Here is a 26,421-nt window from a genome sequence, read left to right as displayed (position 1 = left end):
ATCTCTTTCTTCTATGTCGAAAAGGTAAATATTCAGCCAACTATTCAGCCAACTAAGAACGCGCGCGCAATCGCGATCTGGTCGTCATGCACGAAGGTCGGCGCATGGCCCACCCCGGGGATCTCGACCAGGCGCGGACGCGGTCCGCGCTGCGTCATCTGCTGCGCCGTCTCGCGCGACAGCAGGTCGGACTGCTCGCCGCGCACCAGCAGGGTCGGGCAGCGGATCGCGTCCCAGGCCGCCCACAGCGCGGCCTCGTCCTGGGCCGCGCCTTCCAGCGTGATGGCGCGAAACGGCTGCGCCAGGTTCAAGTCGTAGTGGCGCTCCCACTGGCCATCCCGCCCCTCGCGCAGGACGTCGGCCGCCAGCTTGCGCCATTCGTCGTCGGAATGGGGGCCGAAGGATGCCGACACCGTTTTCACGAAATCGGCCCCGGCGGCGAAGCTGGGGAAGCGCAGGTCCTGGCCGATGTAGTCGCCGATGCGCCGCAGCGCGGCGCCATCGAGCACCGGCCCGATATCGTTGAGCACGAACCTGCGCACCGGATTACCCTCGAGCGCGGCCAGCGCCATGCCGATCAGGCCGCCCATCGAGGTGCCGAACCAGGCTACTCCTTCGTCGTCTGGCCCACCCCCGGCGCTGGCGCCGGCTGTGACGCGCGCGATCAGCGTCACCATATCGGCCACGTATTGCGGCACCGTGTAATAGGCCGGGTCGCGCAGGCGCTCCGAGCGCCCGCGCCCCACGATGTCCGGGCACACCACACGGTATTCATCGCACAGGGCGCGCGCCAGATGGTCGAAATCGTCGCCGACGCGGGTCACGCCGTGCACGCAGACCAGCACCTTCGGATTGTCCGCGTCGCCCCATTCCTTATAGGCGACGCGGTGCAGCCCGGCGGGCGAGCTGCACTGGACGCTTTTTAATCTGGGTTCAGACATCGTGACTCCGTGATGACAATATGGACCCGCCGGTTGGCGGCGGCTGTGCAATTCACCATTGCGATGGCGTTGCGATTAGAATTCTACCAATTCTTAGGAAGTTCCCCCGATCACCTTCACATAGAGGACACAATGAAATCCACCATGCTAGTTGGCAAAACGGCTCTCGTCACCGGTTCGACCTCCGGCATCGGGCTCGGAATCGCGCGCTCGCTGGCCGAACAGGGCGCCAACATCGTGTTCAACGGCTTCGGCGACGCCCAGCAGATCGAGAAGCTGTACACCGACATCGGCGCCGAATTCGGGGTGCAGACGGCCTACCACAACGCCGACATGTCCAAGCCAGAGGAAATCGAGGCCTTGATGGCCTTCGCCAACGAAAAATTCGGCGGGATCGACGTCCTGGTCAACAACGCCGGCATCCAGCATGTGGCCGCGGTCGAGGACTTCCCCACCGAGAAATGGGACGCCATCATCGCCATCAACCTCAGCTCGGCCTTCCACACGACCCGCCTGGCCCTGCCCGGCATGAAGCAGAAAAACTGGGGCCGCATCATCAACCTGGCGTCGGTGCACGGCCTGGTGGGATCGAGCCAGAAATCGGCCTACGTCGCCGCCAAGCACGGCCTGGTCGGCTTCACCAAGGTGACGGCGCTCGAGACGGCGCAGACCGGCGTGACCGCGAATGCGATCTGCCCCGGCTTCGTGCTGACCCCGCTGGTGCAGAAACAGGTCGACGAACGCGCCGCGCGCGAGGGCCTGGACAACGACGCCGCACGCAGGGCCCTGCTGTCCGAAAAGCAGCCCTCGGGCGAATTCGTGACCCCGGAAGAACTGGGCGCGCTGGCCGTGTTCTTCTGCAGCCCGGCCGCCGCCCAGGTGCGCGGCGTGGCCTGGAATATGGATGGAGGCTGGGCTGCGCAATAGGCCCGAGGCGGCCGACGGCGGCGCGGCCCAGGGCATCGATGCGCTCAGCCGCCTGCTGTCGCTGTTCACCCTGCGCACCTCGCTCGACATCCGCTGCGCGCTGGCCGCGCCGTGGGTGCTGGAGCAGCCGGCGGCCAGCGCCGGCGTGGCGCCCTACCACCTGATCGTCGAGGGCGAAGCCGCGGTCGACACGCCCAGCGGCGAACGGATCGCCCTGCGCGCCGGCGACATCGTCGTCTTCCCGCAGGGCGGCGCGCACCGCTTGTATGCGGGCCCGCCGGAGCAGGCGCGTCCGCTGACGGACGTGCCGGGCCCGGCGCCGCTGCGCTGGGTCGCCAATGGCGGCGACGGCGCGCCGACCGGCATCCTGTGCGGCCAGTTCGTGTTCGACGACGGCGCACGCCGCGTCCTGCAGCCGGCGCTGCCCGCCATGATCGTCGTGCACGCCTCTTCACGCCCCGACTTCGCGGGCCTGCTGGCGCTGGTGACGATGCTGCGCAGCGAAGCCGACAGCGCCCGCCCCGGCGCCGCAGCCGTGGTGGCGCAACTGTCCGGGGCGCTGTTCACGCTGCTGCTGCGCGCCTGGCTCGACGACAGTCCGACCACGCCGGGCCTGCTGGCGGTGCTCGCCGACCGCCGCCTTGGTCCCGCGCTGCGCCTGATGCTGGCGCAACTGGACCGCTCCTGGCTGGTGGAAGAGCTGGCGGCGGCCTGCTTCATGTCACGCGCCACCTTCGCGCGCCTGTTCCGCCAATTGGCGGGGACAACGCCGCTCGATGCATTGGTACAGTTGCGCATGACCCAGGCCGCGCAGTGGCTGGCGCGCGACACCCGGCCGATCGCGGCGATCGGCGAAGCGGTCGGCTACCAGTCCGAGGCGGCGTTCAGCCGTGTCTTCAAGCGCCGCTACGGCGTGGGGCCGGGCGCCTGGCGCCGCGCCGCAATGGCCGCCTGAAGCCGGGTACTGCCCTCTGCCAGAAGGGCCATGGCGCACACGCTGTTGACGCCCCTTCCCTCTCGCACCGCTGCGGTGCGTGGTTTTCCACAATGCCCTGGTGCAGTGCAGCATGCGGATTTCCACAATAGCCCGCAGGGAACGATTGCTCCAACATGGAACAACCACCAACCTCGTTGAAGAGTTGCCATGAAGAAGCCTTTTTATAAAGTACTGTATGTCCAGGTGCTGATCGCCATCGTCCTTGGCGTGTTGCTGGGGGTGTTCTACCCCGAACTGGGCACCGCGATGAAGCCATTGGGAGACGGCTTCATCAAACTGATCAAGATGATCATCGCCCCCGTGATCTTCTGTACCGTCGTTGCCGGCATCGCCGGGATGCAGGACATGAAGAAGATCGGCCGCGTCGGCGGCAAGGCGCTGATCTATTTCGAAGTCGTGTCGACCTTCGCCCTGGCCATCGGCCTGGTGGTCGCCAACCTGGCCAAGCCGGGCGCCGGCTTCAACGTCGATCCGGCCCACCTCGATTCGAGCTCGATCGCGCAATACACCACCAATGCGCATGCCCAGACCACGACCGAGTTCATCATGCACATCATCCCGACGACGTTCGTGGATGCTTTCGCCACCGGTAATATCCTGCAAGTGCTGCTGGTCGCGATCCTGTTCGGCTTCTCGCTGTCGATGATGGGCGAACGCGGCCGTCCGGTGACCAAGTTCATCGACGACATCGCCCACGTGATCTTCGGCATCGTCAACATCGTCATGAAAGTCGCCCCGCTCGGCGCCTTCGGCGCGATGGCCTTCACCATCGGCAAATACGGCATCGCCTCGCTGCTGCCGCTGGCCAAGCTGATGGGTTCGTTCTACCTGACCTGCGCGCTGTTCGTCTTCATCGTGCTGGGCCTGATCGCCAGGTTCACCGGCTTCTCGATCTTCAAGTTCATCAAGTACATCAAGGAAGAACTGCTGATCGTGCTGGGCACCTCGTCGTCGGAAAGCGCCCTGCCGAACCTGATGCGCAAGCTGGAAAAGCTGGGCTGCTCGAAGCCAGTGGTCGGCCTGGTCGTTCCGACCGGCTACTCGTTCAACCTGGACGGCACCAATATCTACATGACGATGGCGGCGCTGTTCGTGGCGCAGGCCACCAATACCGACCTGACCCTGACCCAGGAATTGACCATCCTGCTGGTGGCGATGCTGACCTCGAAAGGCGCATCGGGCATCACCGGCGCCGGATTCATCACCCTGGCCGCGACCCTGGCCGTGGTGCCGACCATTCCGGTGGCGGGCATGGCCCTGATCCTCGGTATCGACCGCTTCATGAGCGAAGCGCGCGCCCTGACCAACTTCATCGGCAACGGTGTCGCGACGGTGGTGGTGTCGAAGTGGGAGAAGGAACTGGATACGGCGCGCATGGACGACGTCCTGAGTGGTCGCGTCCATATCGAAGACCAGAACAGCATGAAGGAAGTGCGCGAAGCGGCGTAATCCCTCACTACCTGTCCAGGAAACCGTGCCCTCGTGGCACGGTTTTTTTATGCCCGCGTTTTTATGCCCGCAACGTGTCTGCTATATTGCGCCTACCAAGATTGACGCCCGCGCCCACGATGCACATCGCCGCCAAACCCGATAATGAGGCCAGCCGCCTCGCTGCCCTTTACGAGCTGCTGATCCTCGACACCCCGCCCGAGGAACGCTTCGACAAGATCGCCCAATTCGCCGCCAGCGAATTCGACATGCCGATCGTCCTGATTACCCTGCTCGACGTCGAGCGCCAGTGGTTCAAGGCGCGCGTCGGCACCAAAGTGTGCGAGACGGGACGCGACATCTCGTTCTGCTCGCACGCCATCCTGAGCGACGACATCATGATGGTCGACGATGCGCTGCAAGACCCGCGCTTCGCCGACAACCCGCTGGTGACGGGCGCCCCGCACATCCGCTTCTATGCCGGCGCGCCGCTGGCGCTGCCATCCGGCCTGCGCCTGGGCACCCTGTGCCTGATCGACCGCCGGCCGCGCACGCTCGACGCGCTCGACCTGGGCATCCTCGGTACGCTGCGCGACCTGGCGGTGATGGAACTGGCGCGCACGGAGGAAAAACACGATGCCTGACAGCCACATCCTGCTGGTCGAACCGGAGCCGATGTTGCGCCGCACCGTGGTCATGACGGCGCGCAGCCTCTGCATGAGCCAGGTGCATGAAGCGGCCAGCAACGACGCCGCGCTGCGCCTGCTGCGCTCGCGCACTTTCCATGGCGCCGTGGTCGCCGTCGATTGCGTCGGTCGTGGCGCCGACCGGCAATACGACCTGGGCCTGATCGACCGCTTGCGCGCCGACGATGCGCCGGGCAAGACAATGCCGATCGCCATCATGGCCGAGCAGGCTACGGCAGAACTGCTGAGTGCGCTACGCGACCGCAATATCAGCCGCGTCATTCTCAAGCCATTCCGCGCCAAGGTGCTGCTGGAAACGATCGAGCGATTCGGCGCGATTCCGCGCCTGCCCTGACCGGCCATGTCCGCGGCATCGCCTCACACTACCCAGCACGGGTGAACACGCGAATTGATGTAGACATCGCAATCTAGACAGGATAATCTAGGTACACCCTGAACAGACGAGGTCATGTCATGCCGCGCTCCCCCGACGCTCCCAAGCCCACGCCCGCCGAACTCGACCTGCTGCAAGTGCTCTGGCCGCTCGGCGCAGCCACCGCCAAGCAGGTGCACGAGGCGATGCTCCCGCAGCGCCCCGACGTCACCTATGCCACGGTGTTGCGCCTGATGCAGGTCATGCACGGCAAGGGCTTGCTCAGCCGCGACGAGAGCGAACGTTCGCACGTGTATGCGCCGGTGCATGAACGCGATGCCCTGCAGACCAATCTGCTGCAAGACCTGATGCAGCGCGCCTTCTCGGGCTCGGCCAAGGCTTTGGTGCTGGCCGCGCTGAAAAGCGGCATCTCGAAGAAGGAACGGGACGAGATCGAGCAGCTCCTGAAGGACGAGGACAAGCGATGAACGCCTTCGGCATCGTCGACAGCATCGGCTGGACGCTGATCCATTTCAGCTGGCAGGGCGCATTGGTCGGTGGCCAGACCGCGCTCGCCCTCACCCTGCTGCGCAAGGCGCGTCCCGAGACGCGCTACCTCGTCGCCTGCATCGGGCTGCTGCTGTGCCTGGCATGGCCGGCAACCGAACTATTCCTGCGCTTGGGTAGCGACAGCGGCGCCGATGGCGCCCTCGCGATCGTGCTGTCCGGCGCCGCAGTCGGCGTGGCACAAGAAAGTGGCTGGAGCGGCCTGTTCCAGCGCAACCTGGCCTGGATCGTGGGCGCCTGGGCGGTCTGCGCGCTGTTCCTGGCGCTGCGCATGATCGCGGGGCTCATCTGGGTGCGGCGCGCGGCCATGCGGGAAGGCCACGATCCGGCATGGCAGGCGCGCCTCGACCGCCTCGCCACGCAATTCGGTCTGGCGCGGCCGATCCGCCTGCGCATCGTCAACGGTTTATCAAGCCCGGTCACCGCCGGCTGGTGGCGTCCGGTGGTGCTGGTGCCGGCCTCGCTGGTAACTACCATGCCCCCGCACCTGCTGGAAGCGCTGCTGGCGCACGAACTGGCGCACATCCGGCGCCACGACTACCTGGTCAACCTGTGCCAGAACGTCATCGAATCGCTGTTGTTCTACCACCCGGCGGTCTGGTGGATCTCGCGCCGCATCCGCGTCGAACGGGAACAGATCGCCGACTCCATCGCGGCACGGCAACTGGGCGAACCGCGGCGCCTGGCCCTGGCCCTCTCGGAACTGGAGAAACTCCAGTTCTCCACCCACCACCTGGCCCAGGCGGCCAACGGAGGAGATCTCATGTCACGCATCAAACAACTGGTTCGTCCCGATACCGAAGCGCTGAACTGGAAAGCCGCGATCCCGGTGCTCGGATTCCTGCTCGCTGGCCTGGCCGGCTGCGCCCAGACGCCGCCATCCAGCCCGGCAATGGCCAAGACCGACAGCATCGTCAATATCCCGATTGCGAAGTTCGACTCCTGCGAACGGCCGAAGTATCCGGCCGAGGCGCTGGCGCGCGATATCCAGGGTACGGTAACCCTCGGCTTCCTGGTCAGCGCCGAAGGGGCGGTACGCGAGACCGCCTTGCGCAAGTCGAGCGGCGACACGTCGCTGGATGAGGCGGCCCGCACGGCGCTGGCCAGGTGCACGTTCACGCCCGGCACGGTCGACGGCAAGCCGACCGAGCAGTGGACTGAGGTACAGTACGTCTGGGTTTCTAAATAAGAGAAAAGGAAAAGTAATGCCTATCAAGGAGAGCATCCCTTCCCGTCCATGCCAGCGTGGAAAAGGCGGCATATCGATGATGGCGATGGGGCTGGGGCTGGCAGCCACGGTCCTGGCCGGTTGCACCGGGACGGCGCCGGTCAATCCCTTCGCCGGGATGCCGGACAGTGTCACCACCGAGCCGGTCGCGAATTTCAAGTCTTGCCGCAAGCCGGAGTATCCCCCGCAGGCGCTGGCCGCCAAGGTCGAAGGCACGGTCACCCTCGCCTTCCTGGTCAGGGCCGACGGCACGGTGCGCGAAGCGGTGGTGCGCAAGACCAGCGGCAATGCCTCGCTGGACGAGACGGCGCGCGCGGCGCTCGCCAAGTGCCGGTTCCAGCCGGGTACGGTGAACGGTGCGCCGAAGGAGCAGTGGACTGAGCTGAAATACGCCTGGGTGCCGGAATGAAGCCGAGCCTGGGTATGCTCGCGGCCTCTGCCATGGCCGCCGCCGTTATGGCGGGTTGCACACAGGCGCCGATGGCGGAACAAGCCGCCGCGAATCCGAATGCGACGCAGCAGCCGGTCGTGAACTTCGCTTCTTGCCAACGGCCGGTGTATCCGCCACAAGCTCTCGCCGACAAGATCGAGGGCACGTCGACGATCGGCTTCCTCGTCGGTCCCGACGGCAAGGTGATCGCATCGAAGGTCTATACCTCGAGCGGCAATGCGTCGCTCGACGAGGCCGCCCGCAGCGCGATCTCGCAATGCACCTTCAGGCCGCCGAGCCACAAGGGGAAACCGGCCCAGGCCTGGATTCCGGTGCAATACGTCTGGAAGATGGATTGAGCGTGATTCGGCACGCTATAACGACAAAGGGCGCTGGAAGCTCCAGCGCCCTTTGTCCTTGACGGCCGCGCTGCTTACAGCGCCGAGGTATCCAGTTCGCAGCCGGTGGCGGCCACGATTTCGTCACGGCTCACGCCGGGCGCCAGTTCCACGACCTTGAGGCCGGTATCGGTCACGTCGATCACGCCCAGGTCGGTGATGATGCGGTCGACCACGCCCACGCCGGTCAGCGGCAGGTCGCATTTCTTGAGGATCTTGTGGCTGGTGCTGCCATCCTTGGCGGTAGCGACGTGCTCCATCACGACCACTACGCGCTTGACGCCGGCGACCAGGTCCATCGCGCCGCCCATGCCCTTGACCATCTTGCCTGGGATCATCCAGTTGGCCAGGTCGCCGTGTTCCGACACCTGCATCGCGCCCAGGATCGCCAGGTTGATCTTGCCGCCGCGGATCATGCCGAAGGAGTCGGCCGAGCTGAAGTACGCCGAGCCGGGCAGCGCCGTCACGGTCTGCTTGCCGGCGTTGATCAGGTCGGCGTCGACTTCTTCTTCCGTCGGGAATGGGCCGATGCCCAGCAGGCCATTCTCGGACTGCAGGAAGACCTCGATATCCTTGGGTACATAGTTGGCGACCAGGGTCGGCAAGCCGATGCCCAGGTTCACATAGAAGCCGTCCTGCAGCTCCCGGGCCGCGCGCGCGGCCATTTCATCACGAGTCCATGCCATGTTCTTGTCTCCGAATATAGGTGATCAAGCGCGTACGGTGCGCTGTTCGATGCGTTTCTCGGGCGTCGGGTTGTGGACGATGCGGTGCACGAAGATGCTGGCCAGGTGCACCTGGTCCGGATCGATTTCGCCGATCTCGACCAGCTGTTCGACTTCCACGATGCAGACCTTGCCGGCCATGGCCACGTTCGGATTGAAGTTGCGTGCGGTCTTGCGGAACACCAGGTTGCCGGCGCGGTCGGCCTTATAGGCCTTGACCAGCGACACGTCCGGGAACAGCGCATGTTCCATCACGTAGTGCTCGCCGTCGAACTCACGGGTTTCCTTGCCCTCGGCGACGATCGTGCCGTAGCCGGTCTTGGTGAAGAAAGCCGGGATGCCAGCGCCGCCGGCGCGCAGCTTCTCGGCCAGGGTGCCCTGCGGGGTGAATTCGAGTTCGAGCTCGCCGGCCAGGAACTGGCGCGCGAATTCCTTGTTTTCGCCCACGTAGGACGAGATCATCTTCTTGATCTGGCGCGTTTCCAGCAGCTGGCCGAGGCCGAAACCATCCACGCCGGCGTTGTTGGAAATGGCGGTGAGGTTCTTGGCGCCCGAATCGCGCAGCGCCGCGATCAGGGCTTCCGGAATGCCGCACAGGCCGAAGCCGCCCACGGCGATGGTCTGGCCGTCTTGCACGATGCCGGCCAGGGCCGAACGCGCGTCAGGATAAACTTTATTCATACCCGTCCCTTTTATTGGTTAAGCCGAAGCTCTTCTGTACTACTGAGTAGACTCTCAGCATAGAATACGTGACAAAGAAGCACAATACCGTAGAACTACGGCCAATCCCAACACATAGCACCGCGAATGAAGACGGCTGTCGATCTGCATCAGATGAACCATCAGAACCTACATGCGCCGGGCATCGATTACGAGATGATCTTCCAGCACGCGCCGGTGGGCATGTGCGTGTCGGTCGACCGGGTGATCCAGACCTGCAACGGTGCACTGGTGGAGATGTTCGGTTATGCCGAAGGCAAGCTCGATGGGCAATCGTTCAGCGTCCTGTATCCGACCATGGATGAGTTCCTGCGCACCGGCGACCGCATCATCCCCATCATGAACGCCAAGGGGCGCTATTCGGATGAGCGCATCATGCGCCGCGCCAACGGCGAGCTGTTCTGGTGTCACGTGACCGGGCGCGCGCTGGATCCGGCCCTACCCCTGGGCGCCGGGGTTTGGACCTTCGAGGACGTCAGCGAAAAACGTCCGGTGACGGCGCAACTGACCCCACGCGAGCGCGAAATCGCGGCGCTGCTGGTGGAAGGAAAGACGAGCAAGATGATTGCACGCGATACTGGCCTGAGCCCGCGCACGGTAGAAATGCACCGGGCCAGCCTGATGCGCAAATTCGCCGCATCGACCTCGTCGGAGCTGGTGCACAAGCTGGTGGGTGTGCGCGGCTAGCAGTCCCGTCCGCGTTTGGTAAATACGACGGCGCCGTCGCCGGTGGCCATGGACGGCCGATGACCGGCATTCGCGGGCATGGCGTTTGCCCGCCGCGTCAGCACGAAGACCAGGGCCGCGATCCAGAACGCGCCGGTCCAGCCCAGCAGCGCGCACCACAGGAAGACCCGGTCGGCATGGGGATAGTCGCGCTTCATGGCGATCACACCTGGCAACAGCAACAGATACACCAAGGTTCCCAGGAGCACGAGGGCGATGCGCAGCAGGCATAGCCCGCAAGCGGCCAGCAGGACGATCCCGATACGCGCGATCCGCTTCATGTATCCCCCCGAATCGGCTGGCGCAGCCGTTCACGCAAGGTCAGGATGAAGGCCCCGCCGATGCCGAGGAACAGGCCGAGCACGATGGACAGTGCGACGATCACCTTGCGCGAGCCGGCCGGCTTCATCGGCACGACCGCCTCGTCGACGATCCTGACGTTGCTGGAGCGGTCTCCGGCATCGACGTCGAGTTCTTCCGTGCGGCGCAGCACCGCGTTATACAGGTCGGTCTCGGCCTTCAGGTCGCGCGCCCGCCGCTCTAGCTCGGTCGCCAGGGCGGGCAGGCGCCCGGCCTCGGCCTCGAGGCCGGCAATCTCCTGGCGCGCCCCGTCCAGCTGCCGGTCCAGCGCCAGCAGCTCAGGATGCCGGTCGCCGAAGCGCACGCCAAGCTCGGCGCGCCTGCGCTGCAACTGGGCCAGTTGCTCGCGGGTGGCGGACAGGCGGCCGAGCGCAAGGCGCGTATCCTCGACGACGTCGGCGGCGCCGTGCTGGCGGCGGTAGGATTCGTAGCGCTCCTCGGCGGCGGCGACGCGCTGGCGCAGCGCGGGAAGGCGCGCGCGCAGTACGTCCATCGAACCGGTCGACTCGCTCGCTTTCTCGCTACGCACATGCTCCATATAGACATTGCCGATCTCGTTGAGGACGGCCGTGAGCCGGCGCGGCTCGACTCCCTGGAGCCTCACGCTGAGGACGCCCGTGTCCTTGCCGAGCTCGGCAACCTCCAATGCGGTCGCGATCTCGTCGATCACGGCCGGGACCGAGCGCCGCGCCACCAGGTAGGTGGTGCCGGGCGCGCCCTCCAGCGCGGCGATCGTGAGGCGCACGCTGCCGCCGCCCTGCTCCGTCACCAACGGCGTGCCGACCCGGCCGACGACGGCGCGGGCTTCGTCCCCGGCGCGCAGGCTGTAGCGTTCCCGGTCGAGGCGCGTGACATGGAGCGGCTGGTCGAGGAGGTCCGGCGGCACCGCCAGCTCGCTCACCCGGATGCGCTCGCTGCCCCAGGCATAGCCGCCGTAGGGCGCCGGCGCCAGGCCGTGGCGCGCATTCCAGCGCGCCAGCGCCGTGCCGATCGCAGGGAAGTAGCGCGGCTCGGCCACCACGTCCAGCCGCAAGCGGGTCGCGGCCGTCCCGATGACCGCACGCGAGCGCAGCAGTTCGGCTTCGGCCATGGCGCGCTTGTACGCCGTGCCGGGCGTGGTCTGGCCGAGCAGCGTGCGCGGTTCGGACGAACGCATGTCGGTCACGTGGATCATCAGGTTGGCCGTATAGGACGGTGGCCGCGCCAGGGCGTAGAGGGTGCCCAGCGCCGCCACCGACAAGGTCACCAGCGCGATGAACAGCCGGTGGCGCACCATCACCCCGACATGTTCCGTCAGCCTGAACGGCACCAGCGCGGGGCCCGGATCGAACCTGTCCAAGGGCGTCGCTTCCGGTGTCAGGATCTCGTTCTTCCCCATGCTGCTCCCTCGGTTGGACCGGCACCGCGCACTGCTGCGCGGCTATGCAAGAGCCTATCCTCATAAGCTCTCCATGACGTGGCGCGTGAAGGCAAGCCTGCTATCACTACCCTATCGCGATAAACACATCACTTGCTGAGTTAGATCAAGGCGATCGGTAACTCAGCAAGAAGAATCTGTGCTTCAAGCGCCCCCAGCCGACGCTGAAGCGGGTTTCAGCTACCTACATACTCCAGGAATGGCGACTTCAGGCCGATGGCGGCCGCGCCGCGAGCGGCACCACGCCGGTAACGGCGAATGGCGCGCACAGGCGGCGCAGCTCTCCCAGGCCGCCACACGCCGCGAACAGCGCCAGCGTTGCGGCGGCGTACACGCCCAGCTTGCCCCCGAGGGCGCGCCACGGGTCGGCGCCGAAGGCTGGCGCGCACCATTCGGCCAGCAGGATTCCCGCCACGCAGGCGCCCAGCACCAGCCCCGCCAGCCGCAGCGGAAACATCGCGCGCCATGGCCGCTCCAGCACCTTCCCGACGGCGCGCGCATTGGCGAGTTCGCACAGCAGGAAGGCGGCAACGCTGCCGAGCGCCGCCCCGGCCAGGCCGAACCAGTGCACGCCGGCCAGGCTCAGGGTGACGGACAGCGCCAGTCCGGCAAGATTGATCCGCAGCGCCAGCCGGCCCATGTCGAGCGCCGGCATCGCGAAGCCGACCGCCACCGACTGCAGCACGACCAGCAGCAAGTACAAGCGCATCACCGGGACCGCCGCCAGATAACGGTCGGTGTACACCAGCGCCACGATCTCGGGCGCCAGCAGGAACAGCGCGCAGGCCAGGGGCGCCAGCAGCAGCGTCGCCGCCCCGCTCCCCTTGAGCAGCAGCGCGTGGACTTCGCCGCGGGCGCCGCCGGCGAAGGCGCGGTTCAGGTGCGGGAGCATCGCGCTATTGATCGGCTGGCGAATCAGCGTGGCGACCGGCAGCACCACGGCGCCGATGGTGAACGCGGCGAAGACGTGCGGCGGCATCACCGACGCGGCGATCCAGCCGTCGGCCTGGGCCCGCATGGCGAACAGGCTGCCGCCCGCGGCGAACGGCAGCGCATAGCGTAACTGCGCCAGCAGGCTCGCCGGCTCGCAGCGCAGGCGCGCACCGCCCGGCCGGGTCAGGAGATAGGCAGCCAGCACCGCCAGGCGCAGCGAAGCGTCGAGCACCAGCGCCGCCACCACCCAGCCGATGTCGTGCGACAGGACCGCGGCCATCGCCACCAGGGCGGTGCGCAGTAGGGCCAACACCAGCTCGGTACTGCAATGCCACAGGATGCGCCCCTCGGCGATCGCCAGCGTGGTCACGATCGTCAGCAACACCGACAGGCCCAGGTAGAGCGCCGACAGGCCGTGCGTGGCCCGGTGCAGCGCGCGCAACAGCTCGCCCGCGAGCGGGCTGGCCGGACTCACGAGGAAGGCCACGACCAGGCCCATGCAGGCCAGCCAGGCGGCGGCGTTGCCGATCACCGTCAGTTGCCGGCTGCCGGCGCGCGGCAGGAAGTAGTACAGCGCCTGCGGCATGAAGGCCGGGGCCAGCGCCAGCGCCGTTCCCAGCACCAGGGTCAGGAAGCGGTACTGGCCGAAGGTGTCGGCGTCGAGCTGGCGCACGAGGATCACGGGCAGCAGGAACTGCAAGGCGAACTCGACCATGCCGCCGGCGGTCAGGAACGCCGCCGACCGGCTCACTCCCATGGCTTGACCGGCGCGCCCCATATCAGTGCCGCACCAGGTCGCTGAACTCGCGCGCGTAGGCGTCCACCATCCGCGTCAGCGAGAATTCGCTGATCACCTTGCGCAGGCTGGCGGCGCCGAAGGCGCTGCGGCAGCCCGGGTCGGCCATGCGCAGGATGCGGTCGGACAGCGCGGCCACGTCGGCCTTGGGATACAGGTAGCCATTGCCCGAGTGTTCGACCTGCTCCGAGGCGCCGCCCACGTCGGCCATGATCAGGGGTTTACCCAGCGCCATCGCTTCGAGCGCCGCGATCGAGAAGGTCTCGTTATGCGAGGGCACCACGATCACGTCGCACGAGGCGATGGCGAGCCGCACGTCGGCCAGCACACCCGTGATCGCGACGTCCTCCGTCAGGCGCAGGCTTTCGATGGTGGATTCGATCGCCGGCCGCATCGGCCCGTCCCCGATCATCAGGCACTTGGCGCAGGTGCCGGCCGCGTGCGCCATGTGGAGCGCACGCAGCAGGTCCTGGTGCCCTTTTTCCTGGCGCAGGATCCCGCAGATGCCGACCACGTAGTCGTGATCCGCGAAGCCGTTCAGTCGCCGGAAAGCGCAGATCTGCGCCGGCCCGAAGTCGTTCCTGAAGCGGCCCAGGTCGACGCCGTTGTGCACCACCTGCGAACTGCGCGCCCTCACCCGCTGGGTCTCCCAGTACGAGCGCTGGTTCTTGCAGACGAAGACCAGCAGGTCGGACATCCACATCAGGGGCCGGTACAGATACATCTGCAGCCACGCGCGCCGCGTAAACGGCTCGGTCGAATGCAGGATCTCTACCACGCGCAGGCGCCGCCGCGACAGCAGCCGCACCGCCCATGCATAGATCAGCGGATACGGGTTGGCGCAGACGATGATGTCGACCTCGCGCTCTGCCGCATAGTCCGCCAGCCGGCGCGCCGCACCCAGGTCGAGCTTGTTGCGGGCGTTCAGGCAGAACGCCGACACCCGGCAATGTTCGTCGTCGAAGGCGCCGGGGATTTCGGCCTCGTCCTTCAGGTAGACCAGCGACACCGAGAAGCGGCGCCGGTCGAGCGCCTGCGCCAGCGTCACCGCATGGGTCTCGGCCCCGCCGACGCTGGCGGACACGACCAGGAACATCACGTGCAGCGGCCGTTCAGTTGCTTGTTCCATGGCAGACCTCCTCGAGTCCATCCAGATAGGGGCCAAGCACGTCCTGCTCGGCATAATGCCGCTCCATGTAGGCGCGGCAGCGCGCGCTGCGCGCCTGCCAGTCGGCGCCGCCCGCGGCCAGCGCGGCGACCTGCGCCGCCATGTCGTCCAGCGTGGTTGCCGCATGACCGAGTCCTTCGCGGGCGATCACCCCGTCGGGGTCGAAGAAGGCGACCGTGGGCGTGCCGTGGATCCAGGCTTGCAGGTAGGAGTTGGGGAAACCTTCGCTGTCCGAGGTATTGACGAACACCCGCGCCGCCGCGTAGCGTCCGGCCATCCGGTGGTACGGCACGCGGCCACTGAACGACAGGTTGGGCAATTGCGCGGCCTGCGCCGCGATGCCAGCATACAGTTCGGCGGCGCCGGGCTGTTCTCCTCCGATCATGCAAAAACGCAGGCGCGGCAGGCGGCGCGCCAGCTCGAGCAGCAGGTCCGGGCGCTTGAACTGGCGCAGGTTGTTCACCCACAGCACGTCGACCTCGCGCTCCACCGGCTCCGCCGCCGCCTGCACCAGCATGCGCGCGACCGTGCTGTGGCGCAGGTAGTTCTGCAGCATGGCGTCGCGCTGGCGCTCGGTCTGGACCAGCACCAGGTGTGCCCGCTGCAAGCCGTATTCGTACAGCTTGCGGTCGCGCCGGTATTTGATCAGGAGCGCATCCGGCTCGCAGTCGCTGTCATGCGCAACCCGGAACACCAGCTTGCGGCCGTGAAGGCGGCAGAACAGCGCTACCAGGCCCAGCTGCATGCCGGCGCAGCTCAGGTAGTACACGTCGGCGTCGGCGCGCCGCAGCGCGCGCCAGGTCTTGATCCAGCGTGGATAGACAAAACGCAGCACCGGCAGTCCGGCCGCCTGGCGGAACGCGCGGTGGGTGACGACGCCCGACCAGCTGCGGCGATCGGCCTGGCCGTAGTCGAACACGACCATGCTGACCTCGAAGCCGCGCCGCACCAGTGCGCCGGCCAGCAGCGTCTGCTGGACCTGCTCGCCGCCGATCCCGTGCATATTGAATTCCTCGGCCAGCACCGGCAGATTGTCCATGCCGACGAAACAGACTTTCATGTCGCCTCCCCCGTTGCGCGCCGGCCGCGTGCCGGGGCGCGCACCGCAGGTGCGGCCTGCGCACGGGCCAGGGTCCCGACCGCCGCGCCATAGCACAGCCAGAAATACACATGCGTGAACGCCGGCATGAAGCTGTCGTCGGTCAGGCCCTGGACCAGCAGCAGCAGGATGCAGGCCGCGCCGCCAATGAAGAATCCGGCCAGCGCGCCCTGGGCGAGCCGGGCGGCCTGGCGCGCCGCGCGCCGCAACAGTCGCCAGGCATGGGCGAAGAACAGCGCGGTCAGCACACTGCCGACGATGCCGACGTCGAGCAGCGAGGCCAGGTAGGCGCTGTGTGGGTGGCTCACCGGCAGGATCGTGCGCGCCTGCGCCGCCTGCGACCACAGGATCGATCCGTGGCCGGCGCCCAGGATCGGGTGGTCGAGTATTTCTGGAATCAGCGGCAGCCAGATGGCGTCGATCCGGCCGGAGCTGAGAAAGTCGAGGTCGCCGCCGCCGATGCCGTGCAAGGCCCGCTGCGCCAGCGAATCGGACGACAGGGCCGCGACCAGCGCCAGCGCGACCAGCCCCCACAGCGGCCAGCTGCGGCCGCGCGCGGCCGCCAGCGCATACAGGATGACCACCGCCAGCCCGAGGAAGGCGCCGCGCGAGAACGTCATCAGGACGCCCGCCATCAGCACCAGGCAGGCCAGCGCCAGCGCGACCCGGGCCACGGCCCGCCGGGCCGTCCCGAGGGCGCAGATCGCCAGCGCGAGCGCCATGTTCAGCAGCAGGCCCAGTTCGTTGGCATGCAGGCCCAGCACCGACAATGAGCGGCGCGATTCCTGCTGCGCCAGGTCGGCGCCGGCGCTGGCGCCGTGCAGCGCGAACAGGCCGACCAGCGCCGCCAGCAGCACCGCCGACGACAGCACCGGCAACAGGAGCCAGCGCGGATCGCGCACATTCGCCGCCAGCAGGCCCACGATCGCGCAGCCCGCGATGATCAGCGCGGGCGCGAACAGGCTCACCCGCAGGTAGCCCAGCGGCGTCGTCTCGCGCACCACCTCGAGCACCCTGAAATACTCCGGGATGGCGCTCGCCGACGTGGCGCCATTGAGGGCGGCGAACACGAACACGGCGACGTAGGCCAGGAAAGCCGGCCGCCAGCGGGGATAACGGATGCGCCAGGGATCGAGCGCATGGCCGCAGGCGACCGATACCAGGACGAGCAGCATCACCAGGCCGACGATGCGCTGGCCGGACACGCCGGCCACGCCTTCGGACAGGAACCAGGTCGGCAAATAGGGCAGCAGGAAGGCCGCCGCCACGGCCAGGACGCGGAAATCTCGCATGCCGAGCAGCGTCACCACGCCGGCGCCGAGGACGGCGGCGGCGCGCGCGCCACCCAGGAGCTCGCAAGCCACGCCGGCCGCCAGCGCCGCACCCAGGCAGCCCAGGTACACGAGCGCCACGTCGGCGGACCGGGCCGCGCCGGGCGAAAGCGCAACGGCTGCCGGGATCGATGGCGACAGCGGTGGCGACAGCGGTGGCAGGATAGGTTCGCTCATGGGTGTGCGTCGGGTCGGCCCCTCAGGGAGCGAAGCAATGGGTCTTGAAATCGACCACGGTCACGTTGCCGTCGGACGAGATGTGGTGGCTGCCGAGCGAGCGCTGCAGGTAATCGTGCCGGATATCGGTCACCTTGCGCTCCGAATACCTGGTCTCGTCGAGTTCGACGATCTCGTACAGGGCCAGGCCCTCGCCGTACTGGTCGAATCCCTGGCGCTGGGCAGCGCGGTAGATGCGCCCTTCGTCCACGATCAGGCCGGCGTTGCGTCCCATGTCGGTATCGATATAGAGCGGGTTCATGGGGTGCGGGGTCCATGCTCCACCGAGCGGATCGGGCGCATGGAACAGGCACAGTTCGGAACAGTGGTCGTTCAGGCCCGAGCGGTCGATGCTGGTGAGCAGCCACCAGCGTCCGCGGTGTTCGAAGAACATCGAGTCGGCCGCCGAGATGCCGTCGATGGCGACCGAATCTTGCGTCCAGCGCAGCGGGAACTCGTCGCATTTGTAGATGCGGATCTGGTTGCTCTCGGAGGTCTCGGGGCACATATAGAGATGGCCCCCATACTCGAACAGGAAGGGAAACGACAGGTGGAAGGGCTCCTGCAGCGCCACCCCGAGGCACTTGACGTCGGCCTTGGTGATCTCGAGCACCGAGATATGCGCGCGGTTGGTGGCATACACATAGTCTTCGACGAAGCAGTACACCCTTCCGGCGTGGACCCGCAGGAAGGGATCGGCCCAGAAATGGCCATGCGGCGCTGCCACCGGTACGCCGCGCCATAAAGCGGCGTTGCGCCACCCTGAACGGGTCACCGACAGCGTCCATTTGTGGCGGATGCCGAGCACGCGCCGCGCGCCGCGCATGCCGAGTCGCCCGGCCAGCTTGAACGCGTACAGCAGCGCGTGCAGGCTGCCCGGCGGCGCCAGGCAGCAACCCGAGTAGGGCACCGGATCGCGCGCGGCCGGCAGCTGGCGTGTCGTGGCCACGTCGCCCAGCAGCCTGCGCAACTGGGCATGCGCCTTGCAGAACAGGTGGGCCTGGTTGAGCAGGAAGGAATACTTGGTGCGGAACGCCCCCTCGACCAGGACCTGGCCGGCCTCCCCTGCCGGTCCCGGCCGGACGATGGCGAATCCGGTCTTGCGTGCGCGGTGGTAGGTTTCCCAGAAGCCGATGGGCGCGCTGCCGGTGATCTGGTCGCGCCGGTAGTCGATGCCGATGGCGCCGAGGCGCGCCGCGCGTCCCAGGCGCTCGTCGCAGGCGACGCCGTCGCAGCACACCAGCAGGTCGAGTTCGAGGCCGGCCAGCTCGGCATGCGAGATCGCGGGGAGCGCGTCAGTGGAAACGTCAGCAGACGTCTCATCGAACACCTCAGCGGCCCCCACAGCGAGCGCCAGGCCGGGCGGCGCTACGCTGCGCACCGGCACCCCGCGCGCGGCGGCCAGGGCGGGCACGTCGACCACGGCCAGGTGCGCGCGATGCGCCTCGTAGTGGCGCAGCAATTGACGTTCGATGGCCATCACGGCGGCGAACAGCAGCGGTGTCCGCGGCGCCGTCGGCCCCTGGGCCGCGGAGCGGCGCCTGCGCCCGGCCCGGCCCGCCGGTTCCCCGTCCGACACCAGCACCAGCGCCAGCTCCAGGTCACGGCTCTCCGCCAGCCAGTCGCACAGGGCGGCCGCATAGCCGTCGCTCGCGCGCGCCTCTAGCAACAGGCCGACGCGCAAGGGCTTCACTGTACCCGCACGCTGCATGACTCGCCCCTTCCCAGCGCCGTATAGCGGTCGATCAGGTATTTGGTATGGCGCACCTTGCCCAGGCTGGAGGCGCCGAACACGATCGATTCGATGCGCGGCTGGCCACAGACGTACTCGATCGCCTCCTCGGCCGGGATCGCACCGGAAGCGAACACCGACATCGCCACCGCGCGGAACTTGCGCGAAGCGACGGTTTCTTCGTAGGCCGGCAAGCCGCCGCACATCCGAAAGCCGATCTTGTTGACGTTGGCGCACACGATCGGATTGTCGATGCCCATCGCGTCGAGTGCCTCGAGCAGCCGCGGCAGGTTCATGGTGATGAAGCCCGGTTCGGCCCCATAGCGCTCGCGCACATGGTCGTGGAAGGTACGCAGCGCGTCGTGAAAGCCCAGGCCCAGCGCCAGGTCGGTGACCACGTTTTGCAGGAAGATGACCGGTGTCGGGATCGCCACGAACATCTTCATCTCGGCGTCGATCAGACGCCGGATCAGGGCGTCGACGTCGCGCCGCGCCACTGCGATGCCGCTCTTGACCGCCGCTGTCAGCGGCGATTCGTCCGGCAGGAATTTGCGGACCGCCTCGACGATCCCCAGATCGGACACGGCATTGGCATACTTGTGTGCGTAAGGCATGCAGGGATAGATCTTCAGCTGGCGGTAGCGCGCCGGCTGCGCGCGAATGGACTCGCAGATCGCGGCGACCCGCTCGTGGGTGGTGCACATCAGCACCTCGATGCCTTCTTCGAGGACGCCGTCGAGCATCGCCATGATGGCCTCGTTGCTCTGGAACTGCATGCTCTGGGCCCGCGCATGCTCGTCCGACATGTGGTTGATGCCGAAGAACTGGTTATCTCCAAATAGAATACGGTCCATCAAGGGCTCCCTTTCAATGCCTTCATGATCGTCTCGGGCGAACTCAGCACCGCGTCGCGCAGTCTTCCCCAGCGCCCTGGAACGCCGCGCGCGGTCACCAGGTCCGTGGCGGCGCCCGCCCCGGCACCGGCACCCGCACCGGCGCCGGCCGCGCTGGCGGCGTCGCGCCAGATCATGTCGGCCACGATGTCGGCGGTCATGCCAGCGGCAAGGCTGCAATGGCTGTCGACCCGGCGCTGCCGGATCGATTCGGCGAAATAATCGATCTGTGCCGAATACTCTTCGCCGCGCAGGTAGAACCACACCGGCCTGGTCAGCTCGGTGGTATAGCGGACGTTCCAGCCTGGCGCCAGGTCGGGGCGCGCCGCCACCGGCGCGCGCAGGTGGATGTGCAGCTCCTGGCGGCTGGCCTCGATCTTGCCGTTGGTGCCCCACAGCACGAGCGTGGTCGACATCTTGCGGTGACTGTCGTCGCTCCAGTTGGCGGACAGCTGCGCGGTCTTGCCGTCCGCGTAAGCCAGGTTGGCGTACACCTCGTCGTCAGCCGAGGCGGAAAATACGCTGCTGAGGATCGAACCCGATACGCCGCTCGGCGCGCCGACCGTGAAATTGAGCAGGTCGATTCCGTGGCATGCATAGTCGTACAGGCAGCCGCCGCCCTCGTTGCGGCTGCTGCGCCAGGTGACGCCCTTCGGTCGCAATACCACCGGGCCATAGCAGTCGACGCGCGCGTGGTGTACGCGTCCGATCGCGTCCACGTCGAGCAGGCGCCTGGCCTCTTCGAAGGTGCCCAGGAAGCGGTTGTGGTAGCCGACCTGGGTGACCGCGCCGCGCTCGGCGGCCAGCGCCACCAGGCGCGCGCCTTCTTCGACGTCCAGGCAGAACGGCTTTTCGCAGAACACGTCGAGGCCGTGCTCGAGCGCCGCGCGCACCATCCGCGCGTGCAGCCGCGATGGCGTGGCGACCAGCACCGCGTCTAGCCGCTCGCGCTCGAGCATGCGCGCATAGTCGCTGTAGGTGGCCACCTTTGTGTAGCGCCCGATGATGTCGAGCAACCAGGTGGCGGGATCGCAGACGGCGACCAGCTCGAGGTCGGGGTGGGCGTTGACGATGGCCTGGTGCGACAGGCCCATCTTGCCCAGGCCGGCAATGGCGATGCGGATGCGGGGCGTGTCAGGCGTGTGCATGGGTCACCTCGTGCTTGATCATGTCGTAGGCGGCGCGCCCCTTGGCGAGCAGGCCGGCGTTGGGGCCGGCCCGCTCGCGCGAGGCCAGGTAGTCCAGGGCGTCCTGCGCGGTCAGCGCCGGCAGGTGGGCGCAGGCGCCCTCGGCGATCAGGTAGCGATCGACGTTGAGCAGCGCGTCCTGGTAGACCGAGATCGTGGGCACGCCCAGCACGGCCATCTCGCGCGTCATGGTGCCGCCCGCGCCGATGAACAGGTCGCACTCGCCGGCGATGGTATCGATGTCGATCACGCCGGACAGGGTGCGGCAGTGTTTGAACGCAGGGCCGGCGTAATGCAGGTACTGCTCGCGGGAGCGCGGCAGCACGGTGACGCTGGCGCGGTGCTGCAACGCGCCGATGACGTCGTCCAGGAAATTGCGCGGTCCGCGGTAATACTGGGCTGTCCAGGGTTCGGGGCGGACGAAGATGCGCGGCCGCGCCTGCGGATCGCGGGCGCGCGCCGCCGCCGACGCCGAGCCTGGGGCCGAGGCCGAACAACGCTGCGCATACTCCCACAGGTAGATCCCCTCCTTCACGCCGGGATAGCGTTCCACCTTGGCCAGCGACGCGCCCTGACGCCTGAGATTCTGGGCCGTAAGAAATTCTGGCACCATGATCCGGTCGGCGCAGGCGAAGGCCGGCACGTTGCCGGCCGCGTGCTCGTTGTCGTTCAGGTAGACCGACCGGATTCCCAGCAGCCGGGCCACGACCGGCGAGTGGAAGGAGCTCTGCGACACCGCCACATCGACCCCGCGCCGGCGCAGGAAGCGCACCAGTTGCGCGACGCGGATCGGGAAGCCGCAGGTCTTGCCGATCAGGGAGCGGCCATAGTGCACGCCCACCGTCGTGTACGGGATACGGTGCATGCGCAACAAGTCCTCGGTATTGGCCAGCGGACGGCTGGTGACGATCACCTCGTGGGACCGCTGCAGGTCGCGGATCATCGTGCGGAACATATTGATGTGCGGCGAATTGGATAGATCGAACCAGATCTTCATGGATTCCCCCTCGTCAGGCCCCGGCACGGTCAGCCGATTTTCTCGTCGAAGCGCTCGCGCGCCCCGGGGCGGCGCGCCTCCCTGGCCGCCAGTTTCTCGTACAGGTCTTCCAGCGTGGCGATCATCCGCGTGCTGGAGAACTCGGTCCGGACCCGCTCGCGGCCGGCGGCGCCCAGGCGCGTGCGGGCATCGGGGTCGGCCAGCAGGCCGAGCACCGCGTCGGCCAGCGCCGCCGTGTCGCCGGGCGCGATCAGCACGCCTTCCACCCCATCGCGCACCGCCTCCGGGATACCGCCGACCGCCGTGGCGACGACCGGGACGCCATGCGCCATCGCCTCAAGCAGACTCATCGGCAAGCCTTCGGCGTGCGACGGCAGCACGAAGACGGTCGCCGCGTCGAGCAGGGCCGCCCGTTCGCCTGCGTCGACCCAGCCCGGCAAGTCGACATTGGCCTGCAGCCCGAGCGCCGCGACAAGCGCGCGCGCCTCGTCGCGCTGCCCGTCACCGCACAGCAGCAGCCGCGCCTGCGGCACGGCGGCGACGATCGTGCGCATCGCGCGCAGCAGGTCGTGGCAGCCCTTGCTTGCCTCCAGATGGCCGAGGAAGAGCAAGGTCGCCGGTGCGCGCGCGGGTGCAGGTTCAGCCCCATGGGCATGCTGCGGCAGCACCACCGGGTTGTGCAGGACGACGACGCGGCCCTGGGAAGAGACGGTGCGCACCCAGGCCTGCAGCTCGCCCGAGACGACGACGACGGCCCGCGCCCGGTCGAAGGCGAAGCGCATCAGCAGGCGCGCCAGCGGGCCGCAGCCGCTGCGGTAGTAGTCCGGGTAGCGCCCCGCGTGCAGGTGCAGCGCGACCGGCACGCGGCACAGATATCCCAGCAGGAAGAAGACATACTTGCGCCAGAAGCTGGCGTTGATGGCCACATGGATGTGCAGCAGCGCGACTTCGCCCCCGGCCAGGAGGCGGACCAGGGCCAGCAGGGCCTGCGCGAACAGGTGGACCTTGGCCCGTCCCGGCCCGGTGCGATGCGTCGGAAGATAGACGATGTCGCGCCGGGCGAGCAGCCCAGCGGCCCGGTATACCGCGATGACCGATGCGATGCCGCCGCAGCCGTCGACATGGGTTCCGAGCATCACGATCTTCTTTTCACGGTTCATGGCTGTTGCTCCAGGCATGTGCGCGCCCTCGTTTCAAAGGAAGTGGGAAGCCAGCAGGATCGCGCCGAGCAGCGTCAGGAGCACTGTCTTGGCGCGCCGCGTCTCGCGTTCGATGACGGCATCGCGCTCGCTTGCCGCGCGTGGCGCCGGATGCCCGGGAGCCGGCGCCTCTGCCTCGTCCCACAGCAATGGCAACTGTTCGGGCGGGCCGCTGCGCTCCCGTTCGGACAGGGGTCGACTGATATCTAGGATTTCCACGATCGTCTCCAGGACGAAATGCGCTGTTTGGCCTGTCGCCCCCGCCCGCGTACCAGGGTACGGGCATAGGTCGGCAGGCTCGCCACGACCGAGGCGAGCGAACGGTAGACGACGATGCGGTCGAAGTCGCGCTGCTGCCCGAGCAGCCTGCGCTTGTAGTCATAGCGGCCGGAGAGCAGGTGGTACTCGCGCATGCCGCACCGGATCGACTCGCAGATGCTCATGAAGCAGCACAGCAGGCCGAGCCGGGACTGGTCAAAGCTGGGATCGTGCGCGATCACGTGCATGTAGGCATGCCGGCCCACATGGGTACACGCCACGCCGGCGCGGATGCGGCCGCCACTACGGGCAAACAGCACGCATCCGTACGCGCCGAGCATGCTCTGGAGCGTGGCCACCGAGTCCACCGTATGGCTCGGGGCCTGTCGCTTGCTGGCCAGGCGCAGGCAGTTGAGCTCGACCAGGGCGGCGACATCGGCGCGGTCGATGGTGTCGGGGCCGTGGAAGGAAAACGCCAGATCGGGCGCCTGCTGCGCGACCGCCCGCTGGGCGCGCCGGATCGCCGCACGGGTATTCGGGCCGAGGCTGGCGAGATAGGCTTCGGCCGTGCCCGGCAGCGAGATCACGAGGTCTTCGGTGGCTTCGTAGCGCTGGCACGGAAACGGCAGGGGCCAGGGCGGCGTCTGCACCGACGGGAAGTGGATCAGGTGGACACCCTGATGCCGCGCGAACAGGCAGCGCGCCATCTGATCGAGCGCGCCGCCTGCAATGGAGAGCAGCTCGCTCAAGACGGTGATCGTGCGCCCTTCGCGGCGATACAGCACGCCCGTGACCGGGTCGCCGTCGCGCAGCGCGAGATAGCAGGCCACCTCGGCGTCGGCCGGGAGGGCCGCGCAGCGCGCATCGGTGCAGAACACGTTTTCGTGGCAGGTCTCGAGCAGGACGCGCAGCGACGGCGGAAAGGGCCGCCCTACGAGCACCGCTTCTTGCCGCGCCGCACCGCTTGCCAGGTCGAGTCGATCGTCGAGTCGATCATTCATTGTTCCACCATGTGATATTGGTCCGAAGGCCAGCGGCACGGCGCCCGTCCTCATGGTCCGCAGGCCGTCAGGCATCGGTACTGTCCCCATTGCGCCGGAGGCTCGGCTTGCCCGCTCCACCCGCCAGAAGGGAGCGCAGGCGCCGCAGGCCTTTTTTGGCATGGCGCAGCGCGGCGAACGAATGGACCAGGAGCCGCTTGCCAGCGCCGTCCCGGGCCTGCACCGTCGTCACGAGCAGTCGGAGACTGTGCAGCCGGGTACGCGCGGCGTTGCGCAACAAGGTGCGCCAACAGACGAGCGCAGCAACGCGGGAACGGTAGATCGTCACGCTGCCGAGCGTCTTGCGGCGTGCCAGGAAATGGGACTTCCAGTCATGATGCCCCCCCATCATCCACAGCTCCCGGCCGCCGATGGCGATGGCATGGTAGATGGTATGCAGGGTTACCTGGCGGCCTAGCCGGTAGGCATCGAAACGTGGGGCGTGGCCAACCAGGTGCAGGAAGTGCCGCTTCCCGACCCTGGAGCAGAGGCAGGCCGCCACGATGGTGTCGTCGATCAGCATGATGCCGAGGTAGCCGTGGCTGCGCGCCAGGCGTACGATGCGGTCGATGTCGGAATTCTCGACATATGGCGTGGCATTGCGCGCATCCATCCGCTGATCGGTCAGGTCGACCAGTTCGCGCACGTGGCGCGGCGTGATCTGGTGCGTCGACAGGACCTCGAAACGGCAGGAAGGAAACTGCGCTGCGCACTTGCGCATACTGCGCCGCATCAGTTCCCGGGTGCTCTTGCCCAGCTGACCCATATAGGCGTCCGCGCTCGACGGAAGCGCGACCACGTTCTCTTCCAGCTGGGGCAGGACCTGGACGGGGAAGGAGAAGGTGGATGCGAAGGTGGACGCGAAGGTGGACGAGTCAACGGGCGTGTCGAGCGCGTAGCCTTCGATGCGCCTTGCCGCCGGGTAGCGGGAAAACACGTTGACGGCGAAATAAGCGAGATCGCCCGCGCTCAGGGCAATCTGCTGGTTGACGATGCGAACCGTGTTGCGATCGATCCGGAACAGGATCAGCAGGACGATGTCATGCTCGTCGGCGGCGGCGAAGGTGTGGATGTCGTCGAGCCGCTCGTAGAGGCCGATCCGGGTCAGGGTGCAGTAGATATTTTCATAGAGGCGTTCGAGAGACGCGTCGGCAAAATCTGGAATGGCGCTATCGTAAAAGCGGTTGAAGACGATGTTCTTGTCTGCATGGGCTGCAAAGGACGGACTTCCTTCTTTCCAGAAATTGGCTGGAATCGCATGAGCGGTGGTGTTTTCGATGCCCATTTTATTCCCACCCTCCGCATGAAATGAATTTACATTCAAATTCTATTTTTTCTGCGCTCGGTCGGGCGTGATTAATATCAAACCATGCATGAGCAATAAACATTTAACACTGCCGAGCATGGCTTTACCATCCCTCATTAAATTCACATTGACAAGATCGTCGAAAAGCCCAAGCCCATTGGGCTAGATGTGTCATATTTCTCACGAAATACCTTGATAAAGACTGTAAGCCACATACAGATTTCCCCTACCATTTATTATAATAATTCGACATTAGCTGTCGAGTCCCGTTTGATCATAAACGCGTTTAACGAATAACTCAGGTCGCTTCTGTTGCCATTCCTTGAGCGCGAGGACGGGCGTT

27 protein-coding genes are annotated in these 26,421 nt (G+C 66.9%); 10 read left to right on the top strand and 17 right to left on the bottom strand.

The features are described 5' to 3' along the window. Window positions 1-44: 44 nt before the first annotated feature. Entirely contained in the window at window positions 45-941 is an 897-nt protein-coding gene (locus FVD38_RS16300) for an alpha/beta fold hydrolase (RefSeq protein WP_147935790.1), read from the bottom strand. Window positions 942-1,085: 144 nt separating this feature from the next. Between FVD38_RS16300 and FVD38_RS16295 the strand changes: the two genes are divergently transcribed. The 9 genes from FVD38_RS16295 (at window position 1,086) to FVD38_RS16255 (ending at window position 7,936) form a co-directional block, all read left to right on the top strand. After that, window positions 1,086-1,868, top strand: coding sequence for a 3-hydroxybutyrate dehydrogenase (locus FVD38_RS16295; RefSeq protein ID WP_229493721.1), 783 nt, complete (start codon window positions 1,086-1,088; stop codon window positions 1,866-1,868). Beyond that, window positions 1,846-2,823 carry an AraC family transcriptional regulator gene (locus tag FVD38_RS16290; protein WP_147935788.1) on the top strand — a complete coding sequence of 326 codons (978 nt, stop codon included), beginning with the start codon at window positions 1,846-1,848 and terminating at the stop codon, window positions 2,821-2,823. Before FVD38_RS16295 ends, FVD38_RS16290 begins: the two co-directional genes overlap by 23 nt. Before the next feature lie 189 nt (window positions 2,824-3,012). Then, complete coding sequence (locus tag FVD38_RS16285; RefSeq protein ID WP_147935787.1) at window positions 3,013-4,314, top strand: dicarboxylate/amino acid:cation symporter; 1,302 nt, start codon at window positions 3,013-3,015, stop codon at window positions 4,312-4,314. 119 nt (window positions 4,315-4,433) lie between these two features. After that, window positions 4,434-4,937, top strand: coding sequence for a GAF domain-containing protein (locus FVD38_RS16280; RefSeq protein WP_147935786.1), 504 nt, complete (start codon window positions 4,434-4,436; stop codon window positions 4,935-4,937). Beyond that, window positions 4,930-5,334, top strand: coding sequence for a DNA-binding transcriptional response regulator (locus tag FVD38_RS16275; protein ID WP_147935785.1), 405 nt, complete (start codon window positions 4,930-4,932; stop codon window positions 5,332-5,334). The genes FVD38_RS16280 and FVD38_RS16275 overlap by 8 nt, the downstream gene beginning before the upstream one ends. A 119-nt stretch (window positions 5,335-5,453) precedes the next feature. Further along, a complete protein-coding gene (locus FVD38_RS16270; protein ID WP_005667387.1) occupies window positions 5,454-5,840 on the top strand; it encodes a BlaI/MecI/CopY family transcriptional regulator in 387 nt (128 codons plus the stop codon). After that, a complete protein-coding gene (locus tag FVD38_RS16265; protein ID WP_147935784.1) occupies window positions 5,837-7,108 on the top strand; it encodes a M56 family metallopeptidase in 1,272 nt (423 codons plus the stop codon). The genes FVD38_RS16270 and FVD38_RS16265 overlap by 4 nt, the downstream gene beginning before the upstream one ends. Window positions 7,109-7,124: 16 nt before the next feature. Continuing rightward, window positions 7,125-7,556, top strand: coding sequence for an energy transducer TonB (locus FVD38_RS16260; protein ID WP_229493719.1), 432 nt, complete (start codon window positions 7,125-7,127; stop codon window positions 7,554-7,556). A 71-nt stretch (window positions 7,557-7,627) separates the two neighbouring features. Next, entirely contained in the window at window positions 7,628-7,936 is a 309-nt protein-coding gene (locus FVD38_RS16255) for an energy transducer TonB (RefSeq protein WP_187271618.1), read from the top strand. A gap of 74 nt (window positions 7,937-8,010) precedes the next feature. Here FVD38_RS16255 and FVD38_RS16250 read toward each other — a convergent pair whose 3' ends face one another. Both FVD38_RS16250 and FVD38_RS16245 read right to left on the bottom strand, forming a co-directional pair. Continuing rightward, window positions 8,011-8,661, bottom strand: coding sequence for a 3-oxoacid CoA-transferase subunit B (locus FVD38_RS16250; RefSeq protein ID WP_147935781.1), 651 nt, complete (start codon window positions 8,659-8,661; stop codon window positions 8,011-8,013). 24 nt (window positions 8,662-8,685) lie between these two features. Then, a complete protein-coding gene (locus tag FVD38_RS16245) occupies window positions 8,686-9,381 on the bottom strand; it encodes a CoA transferase subunit A (protein ID WP_123069871.1) in 696 nt (231 codons plus the stop codon). 153 nt (window positions 9,382-9,534) lie between these two features. Here FVD38_RS16245 and FVD38_RS16240 point away from each other — a divergent pair, with 153 nt between their 5' ends. Next, a complete protein-coding gene (locus FVD38_RS16240) occupies window positions 9,535-10,107 on the top strand; it encodes a LuxR C-terminal-related transcriptional regulator (protein ID WP_229493717.1) in 573 nt (190 codons plus the stop codon). Here FVD38_RS16240 and FVD38_RS16235 read toward each other — a convergent pair. The 14 genes from FVD38_RS16235 to FVD38_RS16170 all read right to left on the bottom strand — a co-directional run bounded on the left by FVD38_RS16235 (window position 10,104) and on the right by FVD38_RS16170 (window position 26,057). After that, window positions 10,104-10,427 (bottom strand): superinfection immunity protein, encoded by a 324-nt coding sequence (locus tag FVD38_RS16235; protein WP_147935779.1) that lies wholly within the window; start codon window positions 10,425-10,427, stop codon window positions 10,104-10,106. The two genes, FVD38_RS16240 and FVD38_RS16235, sit on opposite strands and share 4 nt — an antisense overlap. Then, a complete protein-coding gene (locus FVD38_RS16230) occupies window positions 10,424-11,884 on the bottom strand; it encodes a GNVR domain-containing protein (protein WP_147935778.1) in 1,461 nt (486 codons plus the stop codon). The genes FVD38_RS16235 and FVD38_RS16230 overlap by 4 nt, the downstream gene beginning before the upstream one ends. Window positions 11,885-12,131: 247 nt before the next feature. After that, the gene (locus FVD38_RS16225; RefSeq protein WP_187271617.1) at window positions 12,132-13,613 is read right to left on the bottom strand and encodes a lipopolysaccharide biosynthesis protein; all 1,482 of its coding nucleotides are present in this window, start codon (window positions 13,611-13,613) and stop codon (window positions 12,132-12,134) included. Between the two features lie 22 nt (window positions 13,614-13,635). After that, window positions 13,636-14,781 carry a glycosyltransferase gene (locus tag FVD38_RS16220; protein WP_187271616.1) on the bottom strand — a complete coding sequence of 382 codons (1,146 nt, stop codon included), beginning with the start codon at window positions 14,779-14,781 and terminating at the stop codon, window positions 13,636-13,638. Next, complete coding sequence (locus FVD38_RS16215; protein WP_147935775.1) at window positions 14,765-15,880, bottom strand: glycosyltransferase family 4 protein; 1,116 nt, start codon at window positions 15,878-15,880, stop codon at window positions 14,765-14,767. The genes FVD38_RS16220 and FVD38_RS16215 overlap by 17 nt, the downstream gene beginning before the upstream one ends. Next, window positions 15,877-17,427 (bottom strand): O-antigen ligase family protein, encoded by a 1,551-nt coding sequence (locus FVD38_RS16210; RefSeq protein ID WP_147935774.1) that lies wholly within the window; start codon window positions 17,425-17,427, stop codon window positions 15,877-15,879. The genes FVD38_RS16215 and FVD38_RS16210 overlap by 4 nt, the downstream gene beginning before the upstream one ends. A 22-nt stretch (window positions 17,428-17,449) precedes the next feature. After that, window positions 17,450-19,177: a glucosamine inositolphosphorylceramide transferase family protein gene (locus tag FVD38_RS16205; RefSeq protein ID WP_147935773.1), complete on the bottom strand. Its 1,728-nt coding sequence runs from the start codon at window positions 19,175-19,177 to the stop codon at window positions 17,450-17,452. Then, window positions 19,156-20,052, bottom strand: a complete 897-nt coding sequence (locus FVD38_RS16200; RefSeq protein WP_147935772.1) for a hypothetical protein — start codon at window positions 20,050-20,052, stop codon at window positions 19,156-19,158. Before FVD38_RS16200 ends, FVD38_RS16205 begins: the two co-directional genes overlap by 22 nt. Then, window positions 20,052-21,239, bottom strand: coding sequence for a Gfo/Idh/MocA family protein (locus FVD38_RS16195; RefSeq protein WP_147935771.1), 1,188 nt, complete (start codon window positions 21,237-21,239; stop codon window positions 20,052-20,054). Before FVD38_RS16195 ends, FVD38_RS16200 begins: the two co-directional genes overlap by 1 nt. Beyond that, a complete protein-coding gene (locus tag FVD38_RS16190) occupies window positions 21,226-22,275 on the bottom strand; it encodes a DUF354 domain-containing protein (RefSeq protein ID WP_147935770.1) in 1,050 nt (349 codons plus the stop codon). The genes FVD38_RS16195 and FVD38_RS16190 overlap by 14 nt, the downstream gene beginning before the upstream one ends. A gap of 29 nt (window positions 22,276-22,304) precedes the next feature. Further along, window positions 22,305-23,435 carry a glycosyltransferase family 4 protein gene (locus tag FVD38_RS16185; protein ID WP_187271615.1) on the bottom strand — a complete coding sequence of 377 codons (1,131 nt, stop codon included), beginning with the start codon at window positions 23,433-23,435 and terminating at the stop codon, window positions 22,305-22,307. A gap of 33 nt (window positions 23,436-23,468) precedes the next feature. After that, window positions 23,469-23,693 carry a hypothetical protein gene (locus FVD38_RS16180; RefSeq protein ID WP_147935768.1) on the bottom strand — a complete coding sequence of 75 codons (225 nt, stop codon included), beginning with the start codon at window positions 23,691-23,693 and terminating at the stop codon, window positions 23,469-23,471. Continuing rightward, window positions 23,681-24,787, bottom strand: coding sequence for a GNAT family N-acetyltransferase (locus FVD38_RS16175; protein ID WP_187271614.1), 1,107 nt, complete (start codon window positions 24,785-24,787; stop codon window positions 23,681-23,683). Before FVD38_RS16175 ends, FVD38_RS16180 begins: the two co-directional genes overlap by 13 nt. Window positions 24,788-24,800: 13 nt before the next feature. After that, the gene (locus FVD38_RS16170) at window positions 24,801-26,057 is read right to left on the bottom strand and encodes a GNAT family N-acetyltransferase (RefSeq protein ID WP_147935766.1); all 1,257 of its coding nucleotides are present in this window, start codon (window positions 26,055-26,057) and stop codon (window positions 24,801-24,803) included. Window positions 26,058-26,421: the final 364 nt, after the last annotated feature.

Origin of the sequence: Massilia arenae (assembly GCF_008014745.1) — a bacterium.
In the GTDB taxonomy this organism is placed as follows: domain Bacteria; phylum Pseudomonadota; class Gammaproteobacteria; order Burkholderiales; family Burkholderiaceae_D; genus Telluria; species Telluria arenae.
The sequence above is the reverse complement of the archived record's forward strand: the minus strand, read 5'-3'. Positions and strand labels throughout refer to the sequence as shown.